Below are 26,649 nucleotides of genomic sequence, written 5' to 3'. Positions count from 1 at the left end.
TTACATTCTAATTACTTGCCAACCCAAATTGGTAGCTCACCCTTTAAAAACGAAGCGACGCCGTTTTTGAAATCATCGCTGCCGTAAGTTTCACGAATCAGGTCTTGGCAGTCTGGAAGTTGATTAGCAATAATCCTCGCCATCGCCAGCTTACTTGCTTTTTGGGTAATCGGGGCCAGTTTGGATAAGCGTTCAGCCAGGACATCCGCTTCTTTATCAAGCCGATCCGCATCATGGATTGCCAGTAAGTAACCCTGAGCATGCAACTCCTTAGCCGAAACCATCTCAGCCAAGAGAAGCATGCGCCTAACAATATTCATACCCATATGAGCGGCTAACCAGGCGATATTGCCGGGATAAAGACAATTACCAAGAGTTCTAGCAATGGGAACACCAAACTTGGCATCTGGCGTGGAGATCCTAAAATCACAGCAAGTCGCAATTGCTAGGCCACCGCCGACTGCCATGCCATCAATTACAGCAATGGTTGGGATCGGAAGTAATGCTAAGGGGTTGAGATAGTCATGTATTGCCTCTTCATATCGAATACCATCTTCCCCATCTTTAAAGCTAGTGAATTGAGCGATGTCGCTACCCGAGACAAAAGACTTACCGCCTGCACCCCGAAAGATAGCAACACGAATACTTGGATTCTTGGCAAGATCCTCACAGATTGTTTTGAGACTTTGGTACATCTCAACCGTCATCGCATTGCGCGCAGCGACATGATCAAAGGTAATGTACGCAATCTTGTCACGCAACTCGATAGTGACTTGTGCGGCCTTAGCGTCTAGCTCTTTTTGTGTCATGCGTGAAACTTATTCAGCCTTGATGTTCAGGCTCTTGACCAAACGTTGGTACTTAGCAAGCTCAGCTGTTAAAAAGAGGCTAAATGCTGCCGGTGTTACTGGGCCTTCAGGTTGCAAGCCTTGCGAATCCAATGTTTTCTTAATTTGAGGATCAGCCATCGCCGCTTTAACAGCCTGGTCAATCTTATTCACATCTACTGGATCCATTCCTTTTGGCCCCATGATGGAATACCAGTTAGTCACATCAAAACCAGTGATGCCTACCTCGTTGAAGGTTGGAACATTGGGAAGAATCGATAAACGCTTGGGTGTTGAGATTGCCAAGGTTTTTAAGCTACCGTCTTTAATTTGCTGTAAGTTCGGCGGTAAAGTGTCAAAGTTCATCGTGATTTGACCACCGAGCAAATCAATAATGGCTTGGCCACTGCCTTTGTATGGCACATGATTGATCTGAATACCTGCAATCTTTCCAAACAAAGCACCAGCTAAGTGCTGAGTACTGCCAATACCAGAGGAGCCGTAAGTCATTTGACCTGGGTTGGCCTTAGCTAATGAGATGAGCTGCGCTACTGAGTTCACCGGCAATGAAGACTTCACGACTAAAACGTTTGGTACATAACCGAGATAGGTAATTGGCGTGAAATCTGTCGCTGGGTTGTATGGCACATTAGTCAATACAAATGGTGCGATTGCATTGGAATTGGAATGCCCCACTAACAAGGTATAGCCATCCGGAGTAGATTTAGCGATCTGGTCTGCAGCAATCGTTCCCGCAGCACCTGATTTGTTTTCCACAATCACACTCTGACCAAGGATCTCACTCATTTTTGGGGCAATGGCACGAGCGACAATATCAGTGCCGCCACCAGGAGCAAAACCGACAATCAAGCGAATCGGTTTTGTTGGAAAGGATGCTTGTGCAAGAGCGAGCCATGAATAAGCTCCTAGCGCTAATGCCACTAAGCTACGAAGCGCCAAGGGTTTCAGGAACATAATGCCTCCAATATTGTTTTAATGTGTTTGATACTATTAGAACTTCATTCTAAACATATATAAACCATCGAGACAATGACGAAAACACCTACGAAAGCAGGCACTAAACCCCTCCCCCTATCTGGAGTGAGAGTGCTGGATGTGAGCCAAGTAATGGCTGGTCCCTACTGCTGCATGCTCTTGGCTGACTTGGGCGCTGATGTCATCAAGATTGAACCACCGGGCACTGGTGATCAAACTCGAGCTGCCATGGGATTTAAGATGAAAGGCTCAGATAGCATGGGCTTTCTGAACATGAATCGTAATAAACGCAGTCTTACCCTCAATCTCAAAACAGAAGCAGGGAAAAAAGTATTCTTTGAGCTTGTTAAAACTGCCGATATCTTAGTAGAGAACTATCGCCCCGGCGTGATGAAAAAACTCGGGATTGACTACCCCACGCTGCAAAAGATCAATCCCGGCTTGGTCTATGCCAGCATCTCTGGCTTTGGACAAACAGGGCCCTGGGCAGATCGTCCTGGTTTTGATTTGATGGCGCAAGCCATGTCTGGCGTGATGAGTGTTACTGGCTACCCCGATGGTCCGCCGGTTAAGGCGGGCGTGCCAGTAGCTGATATCGGTTGCGCTCTGTTTGCGGTTTATGGAATTTTGTCTGCTTATATTGGCAAAACCAAATCTGGTGAGGGGCAATTTATTGACGCCTCCCTATTCGATTCTGCATTAGCGTTTTCTATTTGGGATACGGCGCAATACTGGGGAACGGGTGTTGAGCCCTATAAATTGGGCACAGCCAATCATATGAGCGCTCCTTACCAAGCTATGAAAGCCTCTGATGGCTACTTCGTGATGGGTGCCACTAATCAAAAACTTTGGAAGCTTCTTTGTGAAAAGATTGGACGCTCGGAACTCTTTGAGGATGAGCGCTTTAAAACCAATCCTTTACGCTTGGCCAATCGTATTGAGTTAGCAGCTGAACTTGAAAAAACGTTTATCAGTAAAACGAGTGATGAATGGGTGGATACTTTATTAGCTGCAGGCATTCCAGCGGGTCCGATCAATACTTATCCGCAGGCCTTTAATAGCGAGCATGGTCGCCATCGTAATATGCGCATGGAAATTGATCACCCAATTGAAGGCAAGGTTCCTAATATTGGTTTTGCAGTCAAGCTGATGGGTACGCCGCAACAAGTTCATAAGCATCCCCCTTTATTGGGTGAACATACTAGTGAATTATTAGCAGAGCTGGATATTACTGGTGATGAACTCAAGGCGCTCGAAGCTGGCGGGGCATTTAAACCATAGATTGTGGTGTTTTATATTTACCCATCAGTGAAACATTTATATTTATTAGCCCTATATCTTTTATGCATCACGCATCCTGTGAATGCGCAGACACCCCTTCAGGATGCGGGCACCAACTATTTAAAAAAGCGTGCAGATGCTTTGATGACGATCACTGGGTACTCGCTCACACCAGATGTCACCACAGGAAATCTAAAAATCAATTCAAGCAGCAGCGGTAGATCTGACTTACAAATGACTTCACTAGGCGGAGGAGATCGTATTAGCGCCAATTTCCCACTCTATATGGAAGGAACAATAGCATTCAATCGCTATAACCCAACATTTACTGACGGGGTTGGCAATAGCTCTGTGAACATACCCATGTATTGGAATAGCATCACTGGAACAGGCGGTATCGGCTGGGACTTCCCTATTACAGATCAATTACGTTTTAGGCCCATAGCTAATGTCATGCTTGGACATTTAGAAAGTGATGCTTCTATTGCCACACGTTATATCAACAATAATCGTGACATCAATTTACAGTTTATTAATAGTGGTCGGATGAACTCCTATGGGTTAGGAGGATCAGTAATGCTAGATTATGAGAACTACAAACCTGATCAAGAAATTGATATCGAATTGCGTTACACCAATATTGGCATCCAAACTTTTGATAGCTCCACCGCAGTTCAAGGATCCGCCGATTCACAAAGTCTATCGTTTTGGGCACGCAGCAGAATTCCCACGCCTTTTATGGCACTAGACAGACCGCTCAGAGCAGTTTTTGAAGTAGCCAATACTCAATTTTTAGGCGATTTACGTGGAACACTCGGATTTAGCTCGCTGTCGTCTCTCGGAACTGGTATTGAGCTGGATCGAAGTGCATCAGATCCCATATTCAGCAGGATACGTCTTGTATTCCGCTACCAGTTCGGCCTGAATGTGAGAGGCACTTCAATTGGCTTGGCAGCCAGTTTCTAAATCAAAAAAGGGCTACTGAGCCCCTTTTCATTTGATATTTTGGCGGAAGAGGTGAGATTCGAACTCACGGAGGACTTTCATCCTCGCCAGTTTTCAAGACTGGTGCATTCAACCGCTCTGCCACTCTTCCATTCGCTGGAATCAGATTTGATTCAAGCCCCAGATTATAAAGACTTTTTGATTTGCTCTTCTAAATGCTTCGCAATAGCAAGGCTAGAAGTGAGCCCTGGGGACTCAAAGCCATAAAGGTTGTAGAGCCCATGCAGGCCATGGTCTTGTGGACTATTGAAGCAAAAGTCTCCTGCTGGAGCATTGACAGGAACAATTTTGGCTCTCACCCCAGAGTAATCAGGTTGCAAGGAACCATCTTTAAGGTCTGGCCAATAGCGTCTCACAGCCTCATAGAAGCCCTCTCCTCGCTTTGGGTTAACGGTGTAATCAATTTGCTCTTCAGCATCAATATCCAACCATTCCACATCAGGCCCAAACTTAGCTTGGCCAGCCATATCTAAAGTCAGATGAACTCCTAAACCTCCAGGCTCAGGAATGGGATAAATCAAATGCGTGAATGGCGATTTACCAGATAAAGAAAAGTAGTTACCTTTTGCAAAATAGGCTTTAGGTATTTGCTCTTGCTTGAGTCCTTCAATTTTGTGAGCTACTGCTGGCGCACTCATGCCGGCACAATTGATGAGTAACTTTGTCTGAATTCTCATGCTATCAGCGCCATCGGCAGCACCAACAAGTAATTCATATCCACCTTCCGCATTTTTGCCAACAGGCTTCACACTTACTAATGGTGATTGATAGGCGACCATACCACCCGCATCTTCAAAGCCACCCAACAGCGAGAGCATATAACTATGGCTATCGACAATACCGGTAGTGGCAGACAAAATCGCTGCCACACATCTGAGTTTAGGCTCTAGCGCTAATGCTTCATTACCTGAAATCATTTTGATCTCTGGTACGCCATTATTTTGGGCTTTGTAGAGAATCGCTTGCAAGTCATCAATCTGTGTTTCATCAGCAGCGACAATGAGCTTGCCGTAAGGCTGAGTGGCTACTTGATGACTGCGGCAATAGTCATAGAGTAGGCGATTCCCCTCTACACAAAGTTTGGCTTTGAGTGAGTCCTTGGGATAGTAGATGCCGGCATGAATCACCTCGCTATTTCGGGCGCTGCTGATGGTGCCAAACGCACTTTCGCGCTCAAGCAAGATGGTCTCGCGACCTTGAAGTGCCATTTCACGGGCGACAGCGAGTCCGACGACACCAGCACCCACAACAACACAATCAACCTGCTCCATCCATCCCCGCCTATATTCGTTTTGTCTATTTACTTACTTGCTGATCTATTTATCTCTATTTATGACTATTTGATGACACTCAATATACCGAAATCCTAACATTTTCAGTGTTTTAGGGGTTTTTGACCCCCCTATTGATAAAATCAAGATATGTCTTCAAAGCCAGATTCGAACAACGTGCACAGTGCTCAAAACCTCCACGGCAGCATGCCGAATGGAGCGCACACTGCAGTCGATGTTGTTTTAGATACGGCCTATCAAGGGATTGATTCTAATAATTGGTCTGATCTATTTAAGCTAGCGCGTAAGTCTAAGCTTCCAGAATTTATCGCTGATATGTTCGCTGGCAAGCATATCAACCAAAGTGAAGATCGCCCCGCTCTGCATTCAGCACTGCGTAACCTTTCAAAATCGCCAGTTATCTTAGACGGACAAGATGTCATGCCTGCCGTGACGGATGTTTGGCGAAGGATTGAAGCGCTCTGCAATAAATGGGTTGGTGTTACCGATGTTATTCACATTGGTATTGGTGGTTCAGACTTTGGACCACGCTTGGCCATTGAAGCACTAGCCCATGTGCCCGACATTGAGAATCGTGGCATGCGGATGCATTTTCTAGCTAATATTGATACCGCTGAATTAGCCCGGATTCTGGATCGCGCACAACCCAATAGCACTCGCGTGATTATTGTTTCAAAGTCCTTTACGACCCTAGAGACCACCATGAATGCCAAGGCAGTAGTCGCTTGGTTGAAAGATAACAACTGCACAAAAGGTCAGATTACTAAAGCCTTATTTGCGGTAACTGCTAATGTACCTGCTGCCAAAGAGTTTGGTATAGCAGATGATCATATCTTTCCATTCTGGGATTGGGTTGGCGGCCGTTACTCTGTTTGGTCAGCAGTAGGCTTACCCATTGCCTTGCAATATGGCTTTAAGACCTTTGAGGAATTTTTGGCTGGTGCACATGCAATGGATTTGCATTTTAAGAATGTACCCCTAGAAAATAATCTACCCGTCATCATGGCGCTAGCTTTACTGTATCAACAAGAAAAGCATGGTATCAAGGCGTATGCCGCCATTCCCTATGCAGATGCTTTAGATTGGTTTCCGAAATGGTTGCAACAACTGGACATGGAAAGCAATGGCAAGAGTGTTGGTAAAGATGGTAAGCCAGTGAAATATTCTTCACCAGTAGTATTTGGTAGTGCGGGCAGCAATGCGCAACACTCCTACTTCCAGCTATTCCACCAAGGTCCTGAGATCATTCCGATTGATTTTATTGCTGTACGCAAACCCATGAGCGCTCGACCTGAGTCCGAAGCGCATCATCGTATTTTGTTATCGAACTGCTTGGCTCAGGCTCAGGCTTTAGCGCACGGCAAGACTGATAACAATCCAAATAATGTTTATCCAGGTAAGCGCCCAAGCAACTTACTACTACTGCCTGAACTCAATGCTTTCTATTTAGGTGCATTACTAGCCTTGTACGAGAACCGTGCTGCTACTTTGGGTGCGCTCTGGAATATCAATAGCTTTGATCAACCTGGTGTTGAGTATGGGAAGGTGTTGGCAAAGCCAATTGAAAAGGCATTAGCGAGTGGCTCAGACCAAGTTGTTGCCAATGAGAGTGTGGATGCTATCACTGCCGAGCGCATTAATTTCCTGAATTCAAATTCTTAATTTTTTCCATCTTTTTATTTTGCGCCCAGCGCTTCCTTTCATTTAAGGGTGTTTCATGCAACTCTCTCCATCTATCTTTAAGGCTTATGACATTCGCGGCATCATCAATGAAACCTTAGATCCATCGATTGCCAAACTCATTGGTCAAGCCTTTGGTACTGAGATGCGCGAGCTTGGCGAGACTGAAATTGTGATTGGTCGTGATGGTCGCTTATCTGGACCGAGCCTGATTGAAGCCTTAACTGAAGGTCTACTCTCCACTGGCATTAACGTGATTGATCTGGGTATGGTTGCTACCCCAATGGTCTACTTCGGTGCGAATCAAATCCTTGATGGTAAACAGCCCAAGTCCGGCATCATGATTACCGGTAGCCATAATCCACCAAACTACAACGGCTTCAAAATGGTTCTAGGTGGTGCTGCGATTTATGGGGATCAGATTCAGGCCTTGCGTAAACGTATTGAAGCCAAACAATTTGCTGCTGACGAATCTAATAAACTCGGCACTCGCAGTAGCTTTGATATTTTCCCGATGTATCTCAAGTACATCGTAGGTGATGTCAAAATTTCACGCCCGATGAAAATTGCCGTCGATTGCGGTAATGGCGTTGGCGGTGCGTTTGCTGGCAAACTCTTTAGGGCTCTCGGTTGCGAAGTACAAGAGCTGTTTTGTGAAGTCGATGGTCATTTTCCCAATCATCACCCTGACCCAGCACATCTTGAGAATCTTCAGGACCTGATTAAAAATTTGCAAAACACGGATAACGAATTAGGTCTTGCCTTTGATGGTGACGCTGATCGTTTAGGTGTTGTGACTAAAGATGGCCAAGTGATTTTTCCAGATCGTCAAATGATGCTTTTTGCTAAGGATGTTCTCTCTAGAAATCCTGGCGGTCAGATTATTTATGACGTGAAATGTACCCGTAACTTAGCCACCTGGGTTAAGCAGCATGGTGGCGAACCCTTGATGTGGAAAACCGGTCACTCTTTAGTGAAGGCCAAGCTTAAAGAAACTGGTGCACCCCTTGCTGGTGAAATGTCGGGTCACATCTTCTTTAAGGACCGTTGGTTTGGTTTTGATGATGGTCTCTATACAGCTGCTCGTCTTTTAGAAATCCTCTCTAAAGAAAAAGATCCTAGCAAGACGCTCAATGAACTGCCTAATGCTATTTGCACTCCAGAACTACAGCTCGCTTGTGCAGAGGGTGAGCCATTTACTTTGCTAGACAGCATTAAAGCCAATGCTAAGTTCCCCAGCTCTCAATCGATTAATACGATTGATGGTGTGCGCGTGGAATATGCAGACGGCTTTGGCTTAGCAAGACCCTCCAATACCACTCCAGTGGTCGTGATGCGCTTTGAAGCAGATAGTGAAGAAGCGATTAAGCGTATTCAGGCAGAGTTTAAAGCTGTACTGTTGGCTGCCAAGCCAGATGCGAAGTTGCCGTTTTAGTGACGACGCAAAAATATCGGGAGTGGATTAAGATTTCGTATGAATTCAACTGTTAGCGCCCCGATTGCCTTTGACTATCCTCAGCAAGATGCTGCTGGGGTTACCTGTACTGCCCAAGCATGGGCAAAGGTCCCGCCTTATTTAGCAGCCCCTGAAAAAGCAACTGTCATTGCCCGCATCAAGCAGCTCTTGATTGAAAAAGATGCTGCTCTGATTGCTCACTACTATGTTGATGGCGATATTCAAGACTTGGCTTTGGAGACTGGTGGCTTTGTAGCTGACTCTCTAGAAATGGCAAGGTTTGGTAAGAACCATCCTGCCAAGAATCTCATTGTTGCCGGCGTTCGTTTTATGGGTGAGTCAGCAAAGATTCTCAGCCCTGAAAAACGTATCTTTATGCCAGACTTAGATGCAACCTGCTCCTTAGATCTTGGTTGTGATGCCAATGACTTTGCCAAATTTCGTGCAGACCATCCTGATCGAGTTGTGGTGGTGTATGCCAATACGAGTGCTGCAGTTAAAGCACAAGCGGATTGGATGGTCACTAGCTCTTGCGCCTTAGCAATCGTGCATCAACTTAAAGTTGAAGGCAAAAAAATATTATGGGCACCGGATCGACATCTCGGTAGGTATATTCAAGAACAGACTGGTGCTGATATGTTGTTATGGAATGGTGCCTGTATCGTGCATGATGAATTTAAAGCGACTGAATTAGAAATTCTCAAAGCCGCCCACCCTAATGCCATGATCTTGGTACATCCCGAGTCACCCCAAGCTGTGGTTGATTTGGCTGATGTCGTTGGCTCAACCTCAGCCATGATCAAAGCAGTGGTTGAAGGTACTGCAAGCGAATATATTGTGGCCACGGATAAGGGTATCTTGCATCGCATGCGCCAGTTAGCCCCTAACAAGAAATTGATTGAGGCCCCCACTGCCGGTAATAGCGCCACCTGTAAGAGCTGCGCTCACTGTCCTTGGATGGCGATGAATGGTCTTCAAGGTATTTTAGATTGCCTGGAAAATACTTCCGGTGAAATCTTTGTTGAAGAACCCACTCGAACAAAAGCCTTGGTTTGTATTGAGCGCATGCTGGACTTTACTAAAAACCACCCTGATCTTTTAGCCAAAGCACAGCATGGCTTTGTCAAAAATATTGGCGCTGCTTAGCTTTTTTACTTTTAGTTTTATATATTAATAATTCTTTCATGTTTGATACCAACGAAACCTTAGAGCAAGCTCGCCAACGCAATATTCAGGATGCGCTCATGGAAGATATTGGCAAGGGCGATTGGACTGCCAAGTTAGTTCCCAATAAAACAGTGCAGGCACAACTAATTGTTCGCCAAGAAGCAGTGCTCTGCGGTGTAGATTGGTTTGAAGGCACGCTCAAGAAACTCGATCCCAATGCAAAGGTAACTTGGCATTATATCGAAGGGGACTTGATGAAGCCTGATACTAAGGTATGCGATATAGAAGCTGATTCTCAAGCCCTTCTGTCTGCTGAGCGTACTTGCATTAACTTCTTGCAAACCTTATCTTGGACTGCCAGTATTACTCGTCAACACGTTGATGCGATTGCCGGGGCCAGCCCTAATCCAAAAGGCTGTACTGTATTGGATACCCGCAAAACAATTCCTGGTTTACGTCAGGCGCAGAAGTATGCGGTTCGTGTAGGCGGGGGCCAAAATCAACGACTCGCACTATGGCACGGCATCCTCATTAAAGAGAATCACATCGCTGCTGCAGGTAGTATTACTGCAGCCTTAAAGAATGCCCAAGCACTCAATGCTGGAGTCGAGATTCAGATTGAAGTAGAAAACTTTGCGGAATTGGAAGAAGCTTTGGCTGCTGGTGCCAAGAGTATCTTGATTGATAACTTCAATACCGATCAAATGAAACAAGCTGTCGCTTTAACGGATGGTCGCGCCTTACTAGAGGCTTCTGGTGGGATTAATTTAGATCAGATGCGCGCGATTGCTGCTACTGGTGTGGATCGCATCTCACTAGGCAAGCTAACCAAGGATGTGAATGCCGTAGATTTCTCGATGAGAATTCTGGGTTAAAGATTTTTCTTTAGGTTTCAGGCAGATTTTCAGTACCCTCAGCTTGAGGGGTCAAAATCGTTGGATATGAGACCGCCCAAGTACCTGGGTAATCGCGGCTGTAATGCAATCCCCTGCTTTCTCTGCGCATGAGTGCTGATCTGACAATGAGTTCAGCACACTCTAGTAAGTTCCGCAACTCAATCAGATCTCGCGTCACTTTAAAGTTGGCGTAATATTCTTGCACTTCATATCTGAGAAGTTTAATTCGGTGGAGCGCGCGCTCTAATCGGCGATTGGTTCTCACAATGCCAACGTAGTTCCACATCAAAGAACGTAATTCATCCCAGTTATGAGAGATCACCACCTGCTCATCAGCATCTTCTACCTGACTCTCATCCCAAAGAGGAAGATGTGGCATTACTGGAGTCTTTAGATTCGAGATATCTTCTGCTGCAGCTTTACCAATCACCACGCACTCGAGAAGTGAATTACTCGCTAAACGATTGGCGCCATGCAAACCTGTGTAGGTTGCTTCACCAACTGCATATAGGCCTGGTAAATCAGTGCGGCCCTTGAGATCGGTTACGACGCCACCACAGGTGTAATGCGCTGCAGGTACAACCGGTATTGGCTTTTTGGTGATATCCAAGCCAAGACTTAAGCAACGCGCGTAAATCATTGGGAAATGCTCTTTAATAAATGCTTCACCAAGATGGGTCGCATCTAAATGGACATAATCAAGGCCATGCTTCTTCATTTCAAAGTCGATGGCACGCGCCACGATATCGCGGGGAGCTAATTCATTGCGCTCATCATGGGCTGGCATAAAACGAGTGCCATCAGGCAGTTTCAATAAGCCACCCTCACCACGCATTGCTTCAGTAATGAGGAAGGTACGATCACTGGGGTGATACAAACAGGTAGGATGAAATTGAATAAATTCCATATTGCCAACACGGCAACCTGCACGCCAAGCCATGGCAATACCATCGCCAGTGGCAGTATCAGGATTACTAGTGTAGCGATAGACTTTGCCAACACCACCGGTAGCTAAGACTACTGACTTGGCTTCAATTGTTTCAACACGATTCTTTTGAATATCTAAGGCATATACGCCATAACACCGATTTGGCTTGCTACGCTGTGTCTTAGCATCTAGTTGACGATTGGTAATGAGATCGAGTGCAATCCAATGTTCCAAAATTCGGATATTTTTATGGGCTCTTGCTTTATCCAGCAACACTTCATGAATTGCCTTTCCAGTTGCATCAGCAGCATGCGCGATCCGGCGATGACTATGGCCACCTTCACGAGTGAGATGCAAACCCATGGGACCAGACTTATCTTCGGTAAAGGGAACGCCTTGCTCCACTAACCATTTAATGGCTTCAGCACTCTCTTCGGCGATGTAGCGAGCTGTTGACTCCACTACCAGTCCAGCACCGGCATCTATAGTGTCGGCCACATGAGAGTCAATACTGTCATGCTCTTTATCCACCACGCCAACAATGCCACCTTGGGCCCAAGCAGTAGCAGCTTCACTCAAGCCCCGTTTGGCCATCAAGATGACTGGCTGGTTCTCAGCCATATGCAGAGCAACGGTTAATCCGGCTAATCCTGCCCCAATAATGAGAACTGGTAACTCAGCTTGGTTTTGGGAGGGTGATGGTGATGAACTTGCCATAGAGGGATCATTCTAAAGGGCAAATCAAATTCGTGAGCTCTAGGTAAAAAGGCTCCATTTTTGGAGCCTTTTTACTGCAATAAATCTGAACGAATAGACGCTTAGATATTGACGGTTAACTCTGGTCCATTTGGTGCATTAGTGCCGTAGCCCATAATCTTGGCAACATCACCGCCCTTAGCGAGCTTGACTGCACAATATTTAAATTCTGGGATTTTGCCAAATGGGTCTAATGCAGAATTGGTAATCAAATTTGCCGCAGCTTCATAGTAGGCAAATGGTATAAAGATCACCCCTCTTGGCGTACCATCATCTCTACGCACATGGATACCAACTTCGCCACGACGTGATTGCACAGTAATGACATCACCAGCAGAAACGCCTAACTGGGTCATATCTTCCCCATGCATTGAGACAGTTGCCATGGGCTCGATTGCATCCAGTATGGTTGCACGGCGCGTCATACTACCGGTATGCCAATGCTCCAACTGACGACCAGTAATAAGTACAAATGGATATTCAGTATCGGGGCGCTCATTTGCAGGAATGATATCCGCAGGAACGAGTTTGACTTTGCCGTCAGGAGTATCAAAAGAGTCATCAAAGACAATTGGACGACCAGGATCTTCAAGTGATAAACAAGGGTAAGTGACACTCGATTCTTTTTCAAGGCGCTCCCAAGTAATGCCTTTAATTGCGCCATGCATTGCTTGACGCATTTCTTCATAGACTGCTGCAACTCCAGCATCAGGACCTGGGTAATTCCAATTGAGGTCCATACGCTTAGCAATCTCTTGAATGATCCACAGATCTGGCTTAGCTTCGCCAGGAGGATTGATTGCTTTTTTACCCATCTGCACCATACGGTCCGTATTGCTTGCAGTACCGACCTTCTCAGGCCAAGCACTTGCAGGTAAAACAACGTCAGCGAGCAATGCGGTTTCAGTCATAAAGATATCCTGCACTACCAAATGCTCTAGAGAGGCTAGTGCATGGCGAGCATGATTAAGATCGGGGTCGCTCATTGCTGGGTTTTCACCCTCGACATACATACCGCGAATTTTATCTGGATCACTATCAGGCGCAGTAATCTTATGCATGATCTCTACCACGGTATAGCCAGGCTTCTTATCAAGAGGCGTTTCCCAGAATTTTTCAAACCAAGCATGCGCTTCTGGATTATCAACTCGTTGATAGTTAGGGAACATCATCGGAATCAAACCAGCATCACTCGCACCCTGCACGTTATTTTGACCGCGCAGTGGATGCAGTCCTGAGCCAGGCTTGCCAATTTGGCCGGTGATGCTCACCAAGGCGATTAAGCAGCGTGCATTATCTGTGCCATGAACGTGCTGGCTAATACCCATACCCCACAAAATCATCGCTGATTTTGTAGTGGCAAACTCTCTAGCCACTTCACGCAGATTTTCGGGTGGAATACCGCAGATCGGCGCCATAGCTTCAGGGCTATAGCCCTTGATATTGTCTTTTAGCGCTTCATAATTATTGGCACGATTCGTAATGAAGTCTTTGTCTGCCAAACCTTCTTCAATAATCGTATAGATCATGGCATTGAGCATTGCCACATCGGTATCTGGCTTGAATTGCATGGTGCGCCAAGCATGTTTACTGATCTCGGTCATACGAGGATCGCACAGCACAATCTTGGCACCGCGTTTAGCAGCATTCTTAAACCAAGTTGCAGCAACAGGATGATTAGCTGTTGGGTTTGATCCAATCAAGAAAATCAAACTGGAGTGCTCAACATCATTGACTTGGTTACTAACAGCGCCCGAACCAACACCTTCTAATAGCGCTGCAACAGATGAGGCATGGCAAAGACGAGTGCAGTGATCAACGTTGTTGCTACCAAATCCAGTACGAACTAATTTCTGGAATAAATACGCCTCTTCATTACTACCTTTAGCAGAGCCGAAGCCAGCCAAGACCTTAAGGCCGTGTTTGTCTTTTAACTCTTTAAGCTTGCCGCCAGCAAAATCCAAAGCCTCTTCCCAAGTTGCTTCACGGAAGATATCTGACCAGTCTTGCTTACCTTCTAGAATAGATTCATCCTTAGGCACCCCTGGTTTACGAATGAGTGGTTTTGTTAAGCGCTGTGGATTATGGATGTAATCCATGCCGAAGCGGCCCTTGACGCATAAACGATTATGGTTGGCTGGGCCATCGCGACCCTCAACACTCACAATCTTTTCATCTTTGACGTTGTAAGTTATCTGACAACCCACGCCACAAAACGGACATACAGAATCCACTTTGCGATCTACTATTTGTGAGCCAATTAAGCCTTTTGGCATCAATGCACCAGTAGGACATGCTTGTACACACTCGCCACAGGCAACGCAAGTGCTGTCACCCATTGGATCATTGAGATCAAACACAATCTCGCTGTGGGCCCCACGCATCGCGTAGCCAATGACATCATTGACCTGCTCTTCACGGCAAGCACGCACGCAACGATTACATTGAATACAGGCATCAAGATTAACTGCCATTGCTGGATGGGAAATATCGTGAGCAACTTTTTCACGCCGTAAGGCTTTCAGCTCTGGGCGCACTGTGACATCCATCCGCGCAGCCCAAGTACTGAGCTCACCATGTTGATGCTTTTGTTCTTCTGCTTTGCTATCACCAACCCACTTAAAACCTTCATCAGGCATATCGGAGAGCAACATCTCCAGTACCAGTTTTTGACTTTTTACAGCGCGCTCGCTATTGGCTTTAACTTCCATGCCTGATGTTGCACTTCTGCAGCAACTTGGAGCTAAGGTACGCTCACCATTGATTTCCACAACGCAAGCTCGGCAGTTACCATCAGGACGGTAACCATCTTTGAAACAGAGATGGGGAATATCAATCCCATGACGTTTTGCAGCCTTGAGAATAGTTTCGCCTTCATAAGAAACAATCGTCTTGCCGTCGAGCTTGAACTCAACGGTTTGGAGTTCGATTTCTTTTGGATTGGTTGGTGCGTTCATAGGTGTCTCGTTCTTCCCTTTTTATATGATTTCTTGTGGGAAATATTTATGAATACAACGAATCGGATTTGGTGCGGCTTGACCTAAGCCACAAATCGACGCATCTACCATGACAGTAGCCAAATCTTCGAGGGTTTCTTGATCCCATGATTTCGCTTGCATCAATTTCGCAGCTTTACCGGTACCAACTCGGCATGGAGTGCACTGACCACAACTCTCGTGCTCAAAGAAGTACATCACATTCAAAGCCATATCACGTGCTTTATCTTTGTCACTAAACACCATCACTGCAGCAGAACCGATGAAACAGCCGTACGGTTGCAGGGTATCAAAGTCCAGCGGAATATCATTCATGGTCGCCGGCAAAATACCACCCGATGCGCCACCCGGTAAATAACCATAGAACTGATGACCATCTTGCATGCCACCACAGTACTCATCAATCAATTCTTGAATCGTGATACCAGCTGGTGCCAACTTCACACCTGGCATTTTCACGCGCCCACTTACACTAAAACTCCGCAAGCCTTTACGATCATGACGACCGAAAGAACTAAACCACTCTGGACCGCGTTGAACAATGTCACGCACCCAATACAGAGTTTCAAAGTTGTGCTCTAGAGTTGGTCTACCAAATAAACCCACTTGTGCAATGTATGGCGGACGCATCCGGGGTTCGCCACGCTTACCTTCAATACTCTCAATCATGGCGGATTCTTCACCGCAGATATAGGCCCCTGCACCGCGACGCAATTCAATATTAGGAATCGGAAATGGTGGATTTGCTTTGAGCTTTGCTAACTCTTTTTCGAGCAATTCACGGCAGCCGTGATACTCATCACGCAAGTAAATGTAGCAAGCATTAATCCCAACGACATTTCCTGCAATGAGTAAGCCCTCAAGGAAGCGATGGGGATCACGCTCTAAATAGGTTCGATCTTTAAAAGTGCCAGGCTCACCTTCGTCAATATTGACAGCCATGAGCTTAGGTGCTGTTTGATCTTTCACGATGCGCCACTTACGACCTGCTGGAAAACCTGCGCCACCCAAGCCACGCAGGCCAGAACTCTCCATCGCCTTGATTACACTCTCAGCGTCTCTCTTACCTTCATGAATTTCTCTAGCTAATGTGTAACCACCTTGAGCACGGTAAGCCTCATAGCCAACATAGTCAGGTGAAACTGCTTGATTCTCGCCTTGCGTAGATACACCATGCTCTGCTAACGCCGCCGGATCAAAGCTGGCATCATCTTTTGCCATTGGCTGGGTAGTTAATTGGTTGCTGACCGCAGCCTTAACTTTTTCTGCTGTAGCAAATAGCACTGGATATTGATGCACTACCGCTACAGGCGCTTGCTCGCAACGACCCACACAAGGAGCTGCTATTACTTTGACCTTGGGATTTCCTAAAATCGCAGGAAGTTTAGCCAATAGGTTTTGTGCACCAGCTAATTCACAAGCAATTCCATCGCATACGCGCACAGTAATATCCGCCACAGGATCGTTGCCGCGCACTACCTCAAAGTGATGATAGAAGGTGGCGACTTCATAAACCTCAGCCATAGGCAAATTCATTTCTTTTGCCAGAGCAACCAAATGTCGATCATGTAATGCACGATACTCATCATTCAGCTTATGAAGATTTTCAATCAGCAAGTCTCGACGATGGGCCGCCTCACCAATCAGCTGTCGAACCTCTGCCAAAGATGTGTCATCTGCTTGACGACCTTTTAATTTACTTTTTCGGCGAATGGTCTCCCTCAAATCATCTGCAGTAGCCACTGCAACTGCTTTAACTTCTTGTGAAGGCTTTGGGTAATTCATATTCTCTAATCTTTATCGTTTTAATGCATCCATTTGCGCTACTCAAAACTAGCTAAAACGCAAAATAACGCTTGATTTTGGGTTATTTCAACCCCTAAGTCCTTGACGGCGCTCAAGGGATTGAAATCAGGGTAAACCCTGATATTAGAGAAGGGATGGAGATGGCTTATCGCCTGGGGGTAAAGAGTAGTCTAGCTTCCGCTCGTAAAGACGTGCCTTATAGCAGTCTTGATAGCCTTTACTACCGATTTGCCAACCAATGGAGGTGCAGTCATCCTGAGCGGCAGACTCAATCGAGCCACAGGCTGTAAGGTTTAAAGCAGCAAAAATAGTAAAAATGAGGAGAAGGCGCGATTTTGTCAAATTCATAATGCAAGTCTACTTGATTCTGAGGTCAATATAGACGTAGTAGATCAACTTTTGTCTGACAACTTTCAGGGAAAGCCGCTACTTGCACTACGCGACCATTATCAGCAACAATCAACAGGTTCCAAATAAATAATATAACTTCAGTGGAGACCTCCTATGAAATCAACCTTGAAATTCCTAGCCGCACTCTTTCTTTGTGCTCAAACCATTCTTTTTAGCAGCGTTGCTCATGCACAAAATCAAGATGGTTTTGTAGACATGATTGATGGGGTGAGCCTCAACGGCTGGAATATTGTGGGTAACGCGAGTTGGGTCATTGGCAATGGAATTGTTGAAGGTAATAAGCCCAGCGGTTTTTTGGTAAGCACCAAAACTTATAAGAACTTTGTTATCAAAGCAGAATTTTGGGCTGAATCCAATACTAATAGCGGTATCTTTATTCGCTGCCAAGACCCCAATAAAGTCTCTGCAAATAACTCTTATGAAATCAATATCTGGGACACTCGCCCGGAACAAGCTTATGCTACTGGCGCAATTGTGGATGTCGCAAAAGTGGATCCGATTCATAAAGCTGGTGGACGTTGGAACACGATGGAGATCGTTGCTAATGGATCGCATTTCAAAGTGACGATGAATGGGGTTGTTACTGTCGCCGATGCGCAAGACAGTCGCTTTGCCGAAGGCCCCATTGCCCTGCAATCTGCAGGCGGAACGATCAAGTTCAGGAAAGTTCAGATCAAGCCAATTTAAGATTTATACAAAAATCTCAATACGATCGCCGCAGGCTATGGGTTTTAATGCCCTATCCTGCTTTTTCATTTTTACAAGCCCGTAATTCGACATCGTTTTTAGTGTTCTAGATAAATTACCTTGCTTACGACCAGTGAGGTCTGCTAACTCAGAGATCGACACGGGCTTAGATGATCGAATGACTTCCAACAGGGCCCGGTTTTCATCACTTAAAACCTGCGCTAAAGAGCGCATAGAGGTAAACCATATTTTAGGATCACTCGACTTAGCCTTCAAATCGCCTCTTGCAATTGCAAGTATGCGTTTTCGAATTTCTTCTTGTGATGCAATGCCAATTTTGATAACTTTCATTTCCCTTTAGCCGCCTTTAATGCTCTATCAACATCAAGGAAGAAATCGCCTAGTAGCTGATATGCATCTTTAAATACATAGTGAACCCCTTGATCATGAGAACTTCGATGCTTATGGTCATATGGTAATTTTCTTCCAGCATAACCAGATCTAGTCTTTAGGGCATGGGCATTGTCATAGCCCATGATCCTCAAGCCCTGAGGATCATGGAGTGTCAACGAATACCGGACACCATGTGGAATTGCAGTTGTAACCTCAACCTGCCAAGCCTCAATCTTCACCCAGTAACCATCCTCTTGATCTATAACCTGTTGATGCAGGTCTAGTAATGTGGAGATGCCGACATTCTTCATCTCCAAACTATATCAGCTAATGATATACCAAAAGTAACAACCCATCCTCAATATAGGGATCTTTTTATGCAGGTGGAAATCCAGCCTTCTGTGCCCACATGTTAGTAAACACATGAATCACCGGTTTTTCATATACGCCCGCTTTAGTGAAAGGCTCATCTTTTAACCATGCATCCACAGCTGCCCTACTTGGAAAATCCATTGCCAGCAAACTACCCACTACGGTATTGCCATCTTCAGAAGTGAGGGGCCCAGCAAAAGCCATGCGCTCTGCTTGTTGTGCCAAGTAAGCACGATGCTCTGGACGTATTTGTACTCGCAGCTCTGATGTACCAGGACGATCCATTAATAGAATTGCAAAAATCATATTGCCTCCAAATATTTTATTAACCTTATTAACTTTATTTACCTTAGTCACTCAGATATTACGGTAAACCATCAAGCAAAAACCACCCGCAGGTGGTTTTCGTGATACATGGCGGAAGGGGCGGGATTCGAACCCGCGGTAGGCTATTAACCTACGCACGCTTTCCAGGCGTGTGACTTAAACCGCTCATCCACCCTTCCGGAACCGTTGATTATACGATTGCCGAAAGGGATTCGCCTCAAACCCCCATGAAGACAGCTTAGAGAGACTCTTTGAGTTGATCCAAAATCGCTGGGTTTTCTAGCGTAGAGGTATCTTGAGTGACTTCCTCGCCCTTCGCGATTACACGCAATAGACGGCGCATGATCTTGCCCGAACGGGTCTTAGGTAAGTTATCACCAAAACGTACATCTTTTGGTTTAGCAATTGGGCCAATCTCTTTACCAACCCAATTACGCAATTCCGTTGCAAGCTTTTTAGCCTCATCACCTGTTGGGCGACCGCCTTTGAGAACCACGAATACACAAATTGCTTCACCAGTGAGCTCATCTGGACGACCAACCACTGCGGCTTCAGCAACTAAAGGATTAGCCACCAAGCAAGATTCGATCTCCATAGTTCCCATGCGGTGACCAGAAACGTTCAAGACGTCATCAATACGGCCAGTAATGGTGAAGTAACCAGTATCTTTATTGCGAATAGCACCGTCACCAGCGAGATATAAAGTGCCGCCCAACTCTTCAGGGAAGTAAGACTTCACAAAACGATCTGGATCACCCCAAATGTTGCGGATCATGGAAGGCCATGGACGCTTCACAACCAAAATACCGCCTTGACCATTGGGCACGTCTACACCCGCTTCATCCACAATGGCTGCTTGAATGCCTGGCAATGGCAAGGTACATGAACCTGGAACCATTGGTGTTGCACCTGGCAATGGAGAAATCATATGACCACCAGTTTCGGTTTGCCAGAAGGTATCTGCGATTGGACAACGTGAACCACCCACATTCTCGTAGTACCAGATCCACGCTTCTGGATTGATTGGTTCACCAACAGAACCCAAGAGGCGTAAGGAAGTTAAGTTGTAGCTCTTTGGATGAACGGCCTCATCATTGCTCGACGCTTTGATCAAAGACCGAATTGCAGTTGGTGCTGTGTAAAAAATAGTGGCATTGTGCTTTTGAATCATGTCCCAGAAGCGACCCGCATTAGGATAGGTTGGCACACCTTCAAACACAATCTCAGTGGCACCCACTGCGAGTGGGCCATAAGTAATATAGGAGTGTCCTGTTACCCAACCAATGTCAGCAGTACACCAGAACACATCGCTAGGTTTGATATCAAAGGTCCACTTCATAGTGAGGATCGCCCACAAGAGGTAGCCCCCTGTGGAGTGTTGCACACCCTTAGGTTTACCAGTAGAGCCTGATGTATAAAGAATAAACAATGGGTGCTCAGCACTGACCCACTCCGGCTCACAAGTCGTTGCTTCCTGAGCCATGATGTCTCGCATCCAAACATCACGCCCTGCCGTCATGGCAATATCAGCACCAGTACGCTTGCTCACAATCACGTGCTTTACCTTAGGACATTCGCCAGTGGAAAGGGCTTCATCGCAAATTGCCTTTAAAGGCAATGCTTTGCCACCTCGGAACTGGCCATCAGCAGTAATCACTGCAACTGCACCAACATCCATAATGCGATCGCGCAAGGCTTGCGCCGAGAATCCACCAAACACTACAGAGTGAATTGCACCGATACGAGCACACGCTTGCATGGCAATAATGCCCTCGATAGTCATTGCCATATAAATAATGACACTGTCACCAGACTTGACGCCCATTTTGCGCAGTGCGTTTGCCATTTTGCACACGCGCTCAAGCAACTCTTTGTATGTGACCTTAGTAACGCTACCGTCATCAGACTCAAAAATGATGGCGGTTTTATCGCCTAAGCCGGCTTCGACTTGACGATCTAAGCAGTTATAAGAAGCGTTTGTTGTGCCATCTTCAAACCATTTATAGAAAGGCGCTTTAGATTCATCTAAAACTTTGGTAAACGGCTTTTTCCAATAAATATTTTCTTTTGCAAGACGCCCCCAAAAACCGTCATAATCTTTTTCCGCTTCAGCACAAAGCTTGGTATAGGCATCCATGCCTGGAATTGCCGCACCCTTTACAAAATCTGCAGGTGGGTGAAATACGCGGTTTTCTTGCTTTAATGGTTCCATGCTTCGCAGCCCTCTATCTAACAATCAATGGCCTTTACATCTCAAAATGCGCAAAATGTCGCAAAATGGCGGGTTTAGACCTTCTGAACTTTTAAAGATAAGTGAAAACACTCGGGATTTGCTCTATGGCAAACCCTTAAAATAGGCCAAACCTTACTATTAATGTGGAAATAAGCTAGAAAGCCATGACAAATATCAAACAAAACGATCTCATTCAAAGCGTTGCAGACGCATTCCAGTTCATTTCTTATTACCACCCCAAAGATTTCATTGATGCCATGGGTAAGGCTTACTCCCTTGAAAGAGGCGAAGCTGCCAAGGATGCGATTGCCCAAATTTTGACCAATAGTCGGATGTGCGCTGAAGGTCATCGCCCACTTTGCCAAGATACCGGCATTGCTGTGGTTTTCCTCAAAATTGGCATGAACGTACAGTGGTCAGATGCAACGATGAGCGTCACTGACATGGTGAACGAAGGTGTTCGTCGTGCCTACCTCAATCCAGAAAACACTTTGCGTGCTTCAGTGTTAGCTGACCCTGCAGGCAAACGCAAAAATACTGGCGATAACACCCCAGCAGTGATTCATTATGAAATCGTTCCGGGCGATGATGTTGAAGTGATATGCGCCGCTAAAGGTGGTGGTTCAGAAAACAAAGCCAAGATGGTCATGCTTAATCCTTCCGACTCTATCGTTGACTGGGTAGTGAAGACTGTTCCGACGATGGGCGCCGGTTGGTGCCCTCCCGGCATCCTCGGTATTGGTATTGGCGGTACTCCAGAAAAAGCGATGTTGATGGCTAAAGAAGCTCTGATGGGTCCAGTCGACATTCAAGAGCTGATTGTGCGTGGAGCAAAAAATCGCGTAGAAGAATTGCGTCTCGAGATTTACGAGAAGGTCAATAAATTAGGTATCGGTGCGCAAGGTTTAGGTGGCTTAGCTACTGTGCTTGATATTAAGATCTTGGACTACCCAACCCACGCAGCTTCCTTACCCGTCGCCATGATTCCTAACTGTGCGGCAACTCGTCACGTGCATTTCCATTTACACGGCGATGGTCCAGCAAAATTAGAGATCCCTTCTCTGTCAGATTGGCCAGATGTTACCTGGACACCTGATGTACAAAAATCCAAACGCATCAATTTAGATACTTTGACTGCTGAGGAAGTGGCGAGCTGGAAACCGGGGCAGACACTATTGTTAAACGGCAAAATCTTGACGGGACGCGATGCCGCTCATAAACGGATTCAGGATATGTTGGCTAAAGGCGAAGAATTGCCAGTCAGCTTTAAGAATCGCGTGATCTACTATGTTGGCCCAGTTGATCCAGTTGGCAATGAAGTAGTTGGTCCAGCAGGTCCCACCACTTCCACCCGCATGGATAAGTTCACTGAAATGATGTTAGCTAAAACGGGCTTGATTTCCATGATTGGAAAAGCTGAGCGTGGTCCTGCAGCAATTGAAGCGATCAAGAAACATAAATCTGCTTATCTCATGGCTGTAGGAGGTGCTGCTTACTTAGTATCTAAGGCAATACAAACTTCTAAAGTAGTTGGCTTTGCTGATCTCGGCATGGAAGCAATTTATGAGTTTGATGTCAAAGATATGCCGGTAACCGTTGCCGTGAACTCCGAAGGTATCTCAATGCATGAGACTGGCCCGAAAGAATGGCAAGCGAAGATTGGCAATATTCCAGTCACGATTGCGTAATACATGTTGGCTTTTGAATTGGCACCGAATTGTCGCTTATAGGCGTTTTTGATTCTGGCGTAGGTGGCTTATCCATTTTGGATGAAGCCCTACGTCAGCTTCCGCAACATGACTATATTTATTTAGCAGATTCTGTAAACGCACCATATGGTGAAAAATCCAGTGAATGGATTTCTGCGCGCAGCTTAAGTCTTTGCAAATATTTAGCCGATGCCGGATGTGATGCCATTGTGGTTGCTTGTAATACTGCTACTGCTGAAGCCATCAAACATATTCGAGCTGAAGTGCTAGTGCCAGTCATCGGTGTTGAACCAGGCATCAAGCCTGCTGCCATGCAATCTGAAAATGGCATTGTGGGTGTCTTGGCAACTGAAGCCACTCTCAAGAGCGATAAATTCAATGCATTATTAGCCACCCTCCCCAATCATTGTCGTTTCATCAAACAAGCTGGCGCTGGACTAGTGCCATTGATTGAAGCTGGCAAAGCGGATAGTGAAGAAACCTTGGAGCTGCTTGCAAAGCATCTGGAGTCTATTCAAGATGCAGGTTCAGATACTTTGGTTTTAGGTTGCACTCATTACCCATTCTTGAGAAACGCGATTCGCAAATTATTAGGTGACACGATCACCCTAATCGATACGAGCGAAGCCGTCGTTCGACAATTAAAGCGTCAATTAGAGCAACTAGACTCCGCTAGTAAATTAACGAAAGGTGCATCCTTAAGAGATCATGGGGCAGTGCACTTTGTGAGCAGCAAAGATGAGCTTACCTTACTCAAGATGGCGCAAGATTTAATGCAGAGTGATCTCGATTCTCACGATGTCAGCTCAAGTTTATTGGGTAGCATTCAATGAGCACTTTTTTGGAGAAGATCGATGCACGTCTTCCGTTTACAAAAACGGAACGCATCATTATTGGCATCGTGCTGCTATTGCATGCCCTGCCGGCTTTAGAGTTTTTACATTTTTCATCACGTGCGCCCAAAATGGATGATGCACGGGTCATGGCTAATTTAGTCAGTCCTGATACCGCTGCCAATAAAAGTCAGCAAGCTCCTGCTACTCCGCCACCCAAACCCAAGGAAGAGCCTAAGAAAAAAACTGTGGAGGATAAATCATCACAAAAACCAACGCCTCCACAGACTCAGAATACTAGCCAACAAACTCAGCAGCAAACCAAGAGTGAAGCCCAGATGCAAAATGCGGCTGTTGCCCCTTCTACAACAGGGGGTGCTAGCGGCACACCCATACAGACGGACATTGGTAAACTGGTCGTTGTATATCAACCTGATGCTGATGCTTATTACCCTTCGTTCTCCAAACGATCTGGTGAACAAGGTACCGTAGTTGTCCGATTAATTATTTCTGAGGCGGGAGAAGTAGAAGATGTTGCTATATTGCAATCAAGCGCTTTTCCCCGACTGGACCGTGCAGCAACCGATATTGGCAGACGTTACCGGTTTAAACCTTTTTTAGTCAATGGCTCACCCCAAAGAATTTCTACTAATCTTTTAATTAAATTTAATCTCAAGAATTAAGGACTATGAATACACCATTTGGAATTGCAAATCTATGGCTTGAGGGCGATGCCATCACTCGCTTTGTGGCGATTGTGTTGCTCACCTGCTCAATCGTGACTTGGGTGATCTTACTCACCCGCTTTTGGGAACTGCGCAACCTGCGCAAATTGAGACCTGAGCTTGATCAGTTCTGGCATGCAAGCTCCTATGAACAAGGACTGCAATCCTTTAGTAATCCGAGGATGAACCCTTACTATCAGATTGCTAAATCAGCTACTGACGCTTCCATTCACCATCAGAGTCAATCGAGTGATCGCCGTGAGCTTTTGCAAACTTTGAATTATTCAGAGTGGATGGCTAGAAGCATTAAGAATGGCATTGACAATATATCTGCTAGTCTTCAGAAAGGTCTCACTTTTTTAGGGTCAACTGGAGCAGTCGCCCCTTTTGTTGGTTTATTCGGTACCGTCTGGGGTATCTATCATGCACTGATCTCCATTAGCAGCTCAGGGAGCGCGCAAATCGATCAAGTAGCAGGGCCAATCGGGGAAGCCTTGATCATGACTGCCTTAGGCCTTGCAGTGGCTATCCCTGCGGTACTCGGATTTAACGCGATTAATCGCGCTAATAAATTACTGGTTGCAGAGCTCAATCGCTTTGGCAATGACTTACTTGCCTATTTTGTGACTGGTGCACGTGTGAAGTCTGGAGAATAAGATGTCTTTCCATATGTCAGACGATCAGAACGAAGACGCCATCATGGCGGAAATCAACATGACGCCGATGGTAGACGTCATGCTGGTGTTACTGATTATTTTTATCATCACACTGCCCGTGATTCAGCAAGCGGTCAAAGTTGAACTACCCAAAGCCAATAGTGTTCGTAATGAAATCAAACCCGAGTCCGTTCAGCTCAGCATTGATGCCAAGGGTCAAATCTTCTGGAATAGCACACCGATTGATTTAAAGACATTTGATGGCTATGCCGAGAAGGCAGCACAGAAAAATCCCCAACCAGAGATTAATTTGCGGGCTGATAAATCCGTGAAATATGAATATGTTGCTCAAGTCTTGGCGGCTTCGCGTCGCGCTGGCCTGACTAAGCTAGGATTTGTGACTGAGCCTGATTAAACTTTATTGCGATTCTATTTCGACTTATAGGGCATCTTAGAAGGCAAACACGTTTCTTCGGTAATGTAGGTGCCATCGCCCATCGTCTCACCCAAGATCCCACCCTGAATTTTCTCCACCTTCTTTAACTTGCTAGTGACTGGGTCAAGCGTCATGTGTGTAGAGACCGTTCCAGCAGAGTAAGCTACGCCCATCAGATTTTCTGGCTCAAAATTGGCTTCGATCAATATAAAAATATTAGGGCGAGCTAGAGTCACACTCTTTACCACTTGCTTGCCATAAGCGTCCGACTGATCTAGGTCACGATCATCTAGAAATACTCTCGCTTTTTGCGCTCCAGATGCAAGAGTGATCTTCATCTCATACTCTTCTGTATATCCTTTTTCTGAACGTTTGCAATGAAATTCCAGAACATCAACACCCCATGCAGTGAAAGATGAAAAAGTCAGGCAAAAGCACAGTAGGAGTTTGAGTAAATTCATGTTGATGCTATCTACGGGTACAAAGCTAACACCTTGATCAAATTTAGGCGTGCGAAGCAAAATAGTGATTGCCCCTTTGAAATAAGAACTGATGACGATTGGTGCCCGAGGCCGGAATCGAACCGGCACGACTTTTTTGAGTCGGCAGATTTTAAATCTGCTGTGTCTACCGATTTCACCACTCGGGCTCGCACTAGCAGTCACTGCCGCGCTATATAAATCAAGACAAACGAAATTTTAGCATGTACACCCTAAATGCCCTTGGGAAGCCCATATCGCTGAAGACTAAGGGCAGCCCACCCCAAAAATACTAAAATATC

At 45.8% G+C, this 26,649-nt stretch carries 24 protein-coding genes and 3 tRNA genes; 12 read left to right on the top strand and 15 right to left on the bottom strand.

Annotated features, from left to right (window positions below):
• Positions 1-11: 11 nt before the first annotated feature.
• Together ICN35_RS10420 and ICN35_RS10415 are read right to left on the bottom strand one after the other, a co-directional pair.
• Complete coding sequence (locus ICN35_RS10420) at positions 12-809, bottom strand: enoyl-CoA hydratase/isomerase family protein (protein WP_216127415.1); 798 nt, start codon at positions 807-809, stop codon at positions 12-14.
• Between the two features lie 9 nt (positions 810-818).
• Complete coding sequence (locus ICN35_RS10415; protein WP_216127414.1) at positions 819-1,802, bottom strand: tripartite tricarboxylate transporter substrate binding protein; 984 nt, start codon at positions 1,800-1,802, stop codon at positions 819-821.
• Between the two features lie 75 nt (positions 1,803-1,877).
• Between ICN35_RS10415 and ICN35_RS10410 the strand changes: the two genes are divergently transcribed.
• Both ICN35_RS10410 and ICN35_RS10405 read left to right on the top strand, forming a co-directional pair.
• Positions 1,878-3,104, top strand: coding sequence for a CaiB/BaiF CoA-transferase family protein (locus ICN35_RS10410; RefSeq protein WP_216127413.1), 1,227 nt, complete (start codon positions 1,878-1,880; stop codon positions 3,102-3,104).
• Between the two features lie 6 nt (positions 3,105-3,110).
• The gene (locus ICN35_RS10405; protein ID WP_216860854.1) at positions 3,111-4,070 is read left to right on the top strand and encodes a hypothetical protein; all 960 of its coding nucleotides are present in this window, start codon (positions 3,111-3,113) and stop codon (positions 4,068-4,070) included.
• A gap of 40 nt (positions 4,071-4,110) precedes the next feature.
• Here ICN35_RS10405 and ICN35_RS10400 read toward each other — a convergent pair.
• A tRNA-Ser gene (locus tag ICN35_RS10400) sits at positions 4,111-4,200 on the bottom strand.
• Positions 4,201-4,234: 34 nt separating this feature from the next.
• Positions 4,235-5,380 (bottom strand): NAD(P)/FAD-dependent oxidoreductase, encoded by a 1,146-nt coding sequence (locus tag ICN35_RS10395; RefSeq protein WP_216127412.1) that lies wholly within the window; start codon positions 5,378-5,380, stop codon positions 4,235-4,237.
• A gap of 150 nt (positions 5,381-5,530) precedes the next feature.
• Between ICN35_RS10395 and pgi the strand changes: the two genes are divergently transcribed.
• The 4 genes from pgi to nadC are packed head-to-tail and all read left to right on the top strand — an operon-like array spanning position 5,531 to position 10,579.
• Positions 5,531-7,063 (top strand): glucose-6-phosphate isomerase, encoded by a 1,533-nt coding sequence (pgi, locus tag ICN35_RS10390; protein ID WP_216127410.1) that lies wholly within the window; start codon positions 5,531-5,533, stop codon positions 7,061-7,063.
• Positions 7,064-7,118: 55 nt separating this feature from the next.
• A complete protein-coding gene (locus ICN35_RS10385) occupies positions 7,119-8,516 on the top strand; it encodes a phosphomannomutase/phosphoglucomutase (RefSeq protein WP_216127407.1) in 1,398 nt (465 codons plus the stop codon).
• A 39-nt stretch (positions 8,517-8,555) separates the two neighbouring features.
• A complete protein-coding gene (gene nadA, locus ICN35_RS10380; RefSeq protein ID WP_216127404.1) occupies positions 8,556-9,683 on the top strand; it encodes a quinolinate synthase NadA in 1,128 nt (375 codons plus the stop codon).
• Between the two features lie 38 nt (positions 9,684-9,721).
• Positions 9,722-10,579, top strand: coding sequence for a carboxylating nicotinate-nucleotide diphosphorylase (gene nadC, locus ICN35_RS10375; protein ID WP_216127400.1), 858 nt, complete (start codon positions 9,722-9,724; stop codon positions 10,577-10,579).
• Between the two features lie 10 nt (positions 10,580-10,589).
• Here nadC and nadB read toward each other — a convergent pair whose 3' ends face one another.
• The 4 genes from nadB to ICN35_RS10355 all read right to left on the bottom strand — a co-directional run bounded on the left by nadB (position 10,590) and on the right by ICN35_RS10355 (position 17,434).
• Positions 10,590-12,245 (bottom strand): L-aspartate oxidase, encoded by a 1,656-nt coding sequence (gene nadB, locus ICN35_RS10370; RefSeq protein ID WP_216127397.1) that lies wholly within the window; start codon positions 12,243-12,245, stop codon positions 10,590-10,592.
• A gap of 101 nt (positions 12,246-12,346) precedes the next feature.
• Positions 12,347-15,241, bottom strand: a complete 2,895-nt coding sequence (fdhF, locus tag ICN35_RS10365; protein ID WP_216127395.1) for a formate dehydrogenase subunit alpha — start codon at positions 15,239-15,241, stop codon at positions 12,347-12,349.
• A 21-nt stretch (positions 15,242-15,262) separates the two neighbouring features.
• Positions 15,263-17,065, bottom strand: coding sequence for an NAD(P)H-dependent oxidoreductase subunit E (locus ICN35_RS10360; protein ID WP_216127393.1), 1,803 nt, complete (start codon positions 17,063-17,065; stop codon positions 15,263-15,265).
• Positions 17,066-17,209: 144 nt separating this feature from the next.
• Positions 17,210-17,434: a hypothetical protein gene (locus tag ICN35_RS10355; RefSeq protein ID WP_216127391.1), complete on the bottom strand. Its 225-nt coding sequence runs from the start codon at positions 17,432-17,434 to the stop codon at positions 17,210-17,212.
• A 156-nt stretch (positions 17,435-17,590) separates the two neighbouring features.
• On the opposite strand from ICN35_RS10355, the gene ICN35_RS10350 reads away from it, so the two are divergent.
• On the top strand, positions 17,591-18,184 hold the full coding sequence (locus ICN35_RS10350; RefSeq protein WP_215296884.1) for a DUF1080 domain-containing protein: 594 nt from the start codon (positions 17,591-17,593) through the stop codon (positions 18,182-18,184).
• A 3-nt stretch (positions 18,185-18,187) separates the two neighbouring features.
• On the opposite strand, the gene ICN35_RS10345 is transcribed toward ICN35_RS10350, so the two are convergent.
• The 5 genes from ICN35_RS10345 to acs all read right to left on the bottom strand — a co-directional run bounded on the left by ICN35_RS10345 (position 18,188) and on the right by acs (position 21,488).
• Positions 18,188-18,535, bottom strand: a complete 348-nt coding sequence (locus tag ICN35_RS10345) for a winged helix DNA-binding protein (protein WP_215296882.1) — start codon at positions 18,533-18,535, stop codon at positions 18,188-18,190.
• The gene (locus tag ICN35_RS10340) at positions 18,532-18,888 is read right to left on the bottom strand and encodes a DUF6516 family protein (protein ID WP_216127390.1); all 357 of its coding nucleotides are present in this window, start codon (positions 18,886-18,888) and stop codon (positions 18,532-18,534) included. The genes ICN35_RS10345 and ICN35_RS10340 overlap by 4 nt, the downstream gene beginning before the upstream one ends.
• Positions 18,889-18,952: 64 nt before the next feature.
• Positions 18,953-19,255, bottom strand: a complete 303-nt coding sequence (locus tag ICN35_RS10335; protein WP_216127389.1) for a YciI family protein — start codon at positions 19,253-19,255, stop codon at positions 18,953-18,955.
• A gap of 109 nt (positions 19,256-19,364) precedes the next feature.
• Positions 19,365-19,455 (bottom strand) — tRNA-Ser (locus ICN35_RS10330).
• A 59-nt stretch (positions 19,456-19,514) separates the two neighbouring features.
• Positions 19,515-21,488: an acetate--CoA ligase gene (gene acs / locus ICN35_RS10325; protein WP_370625684.1), complete on the bottom strand. Its 1,974-nt coding sequence runs from the start codon at positions 21,486-21,488 to the stop codon at positions 19,515-19,517.
• A gap of 185 nt (positions 21,489-21,673) precedes the next feature.
• On the opposite strand from acs, the gene ICN35_RS10320 reads away from it, so the two are divergent.
• From ICN35_RS10320 to ICN35_RS10300, 5 genes are read left to right on the top strand one after another with little or no spacing between them, the layout of a single operon-like run.
• On the top strand, positions 21,674-23,197 hold the full coding sequence (locus ICN35_RS10320; RefSeq protein WP_216127388.1) for a fumarate hydratase: 1,524 nt from the start codon (positions 21,674-21,676) through the stop codon (positions 23,195-23,197).
• A gap of 29 nt (positions 23,198-23,226) precedes the next feature.
• Positions 23,227-24,051, top strand: a complete 825-nt coding sequence (murI, locus tag ICN35_RS10315) for a glutamate racemase (protein WP_216127386.1) — start codon at positions 23,227-23,229, stop codon at positions 24,049-24,051.
• Positions 24,048-24,734: an energy transducer TonB gene (locus tag ICN35_RS10310; RefSeq protein ID WP_216127384.1), complete on the top strand. Its 687-nt coding sequence runs from the start codon at positions 24,048-24,050 to the stop codon at positions 24,732-24,734. Before murI ends, ICN35_RS10310 begins: the two co-directional genes overlap by 4 nt.
• Before the next feature lie 5 nt (positions 24,735-24,739).
• Positions 24,740-25,432 carry a MotA/TolQ/ExbB proton channel family protein gene (locus ICN35_RS10305; protein ID WP_216127381.1) on the top strand — a complete coding sequence of 231 codons (693 nt, stop codon included), beginning with the start codon at positions 24,740-24,742 and terminating at the stop codon, positions 25,430-25,432.
• Between the two features lies 1 nt (position 25,433).
• Complete coding sequence (locus tag ICN35_RS10300; RefSeq protein WP_215296868.1) at positions 25,434-25,847, top strand: biopolymer transporter ExbD; 414 nt, start codon at positions 25,434-25,436, stop codon at positions 25,845-25,847.
• A 14-nt stretch (positions 25,848-25,861) separates the two neighbouring features.
• Here the strand turns inward: ICN35_RS10300 and ICN35_RS10295 are convergent, their stop codons facing one another.
• Positions 25,862-26,329, bottom strand: coding sequence for a hypothetical protein (locus tag ICN35_RS10295; protein ID WP_255535806.1), 468 nt, complete (start codon positions 26,327-26,329; stop codon positions 25,862-25,864).
• 99 nt (positions 26,330-26,428) lie between these two features.
• Positions 26,429-26,517 (bottom strand) — tRNA-Leu (locus ICN35_RS10290).
• Between the last annotated feature and the right edge of the window lie 132 nt (positions 26,518-26,649).

The sequence above is a fragment of the Polynucleobacter sp. es-GGE-1 genome (assembly GCF_018882005.1).
GTDB lineage: Bacteria > Pseudomonadota > Gammaproteobacteria > Burkholderiales > Burkholderiaceae > Polynucleobacter.
Note: the sequence above shows the minus strand (reverse complement) of the source record. Positions and strands in the feature narration are given on the sequence as shown.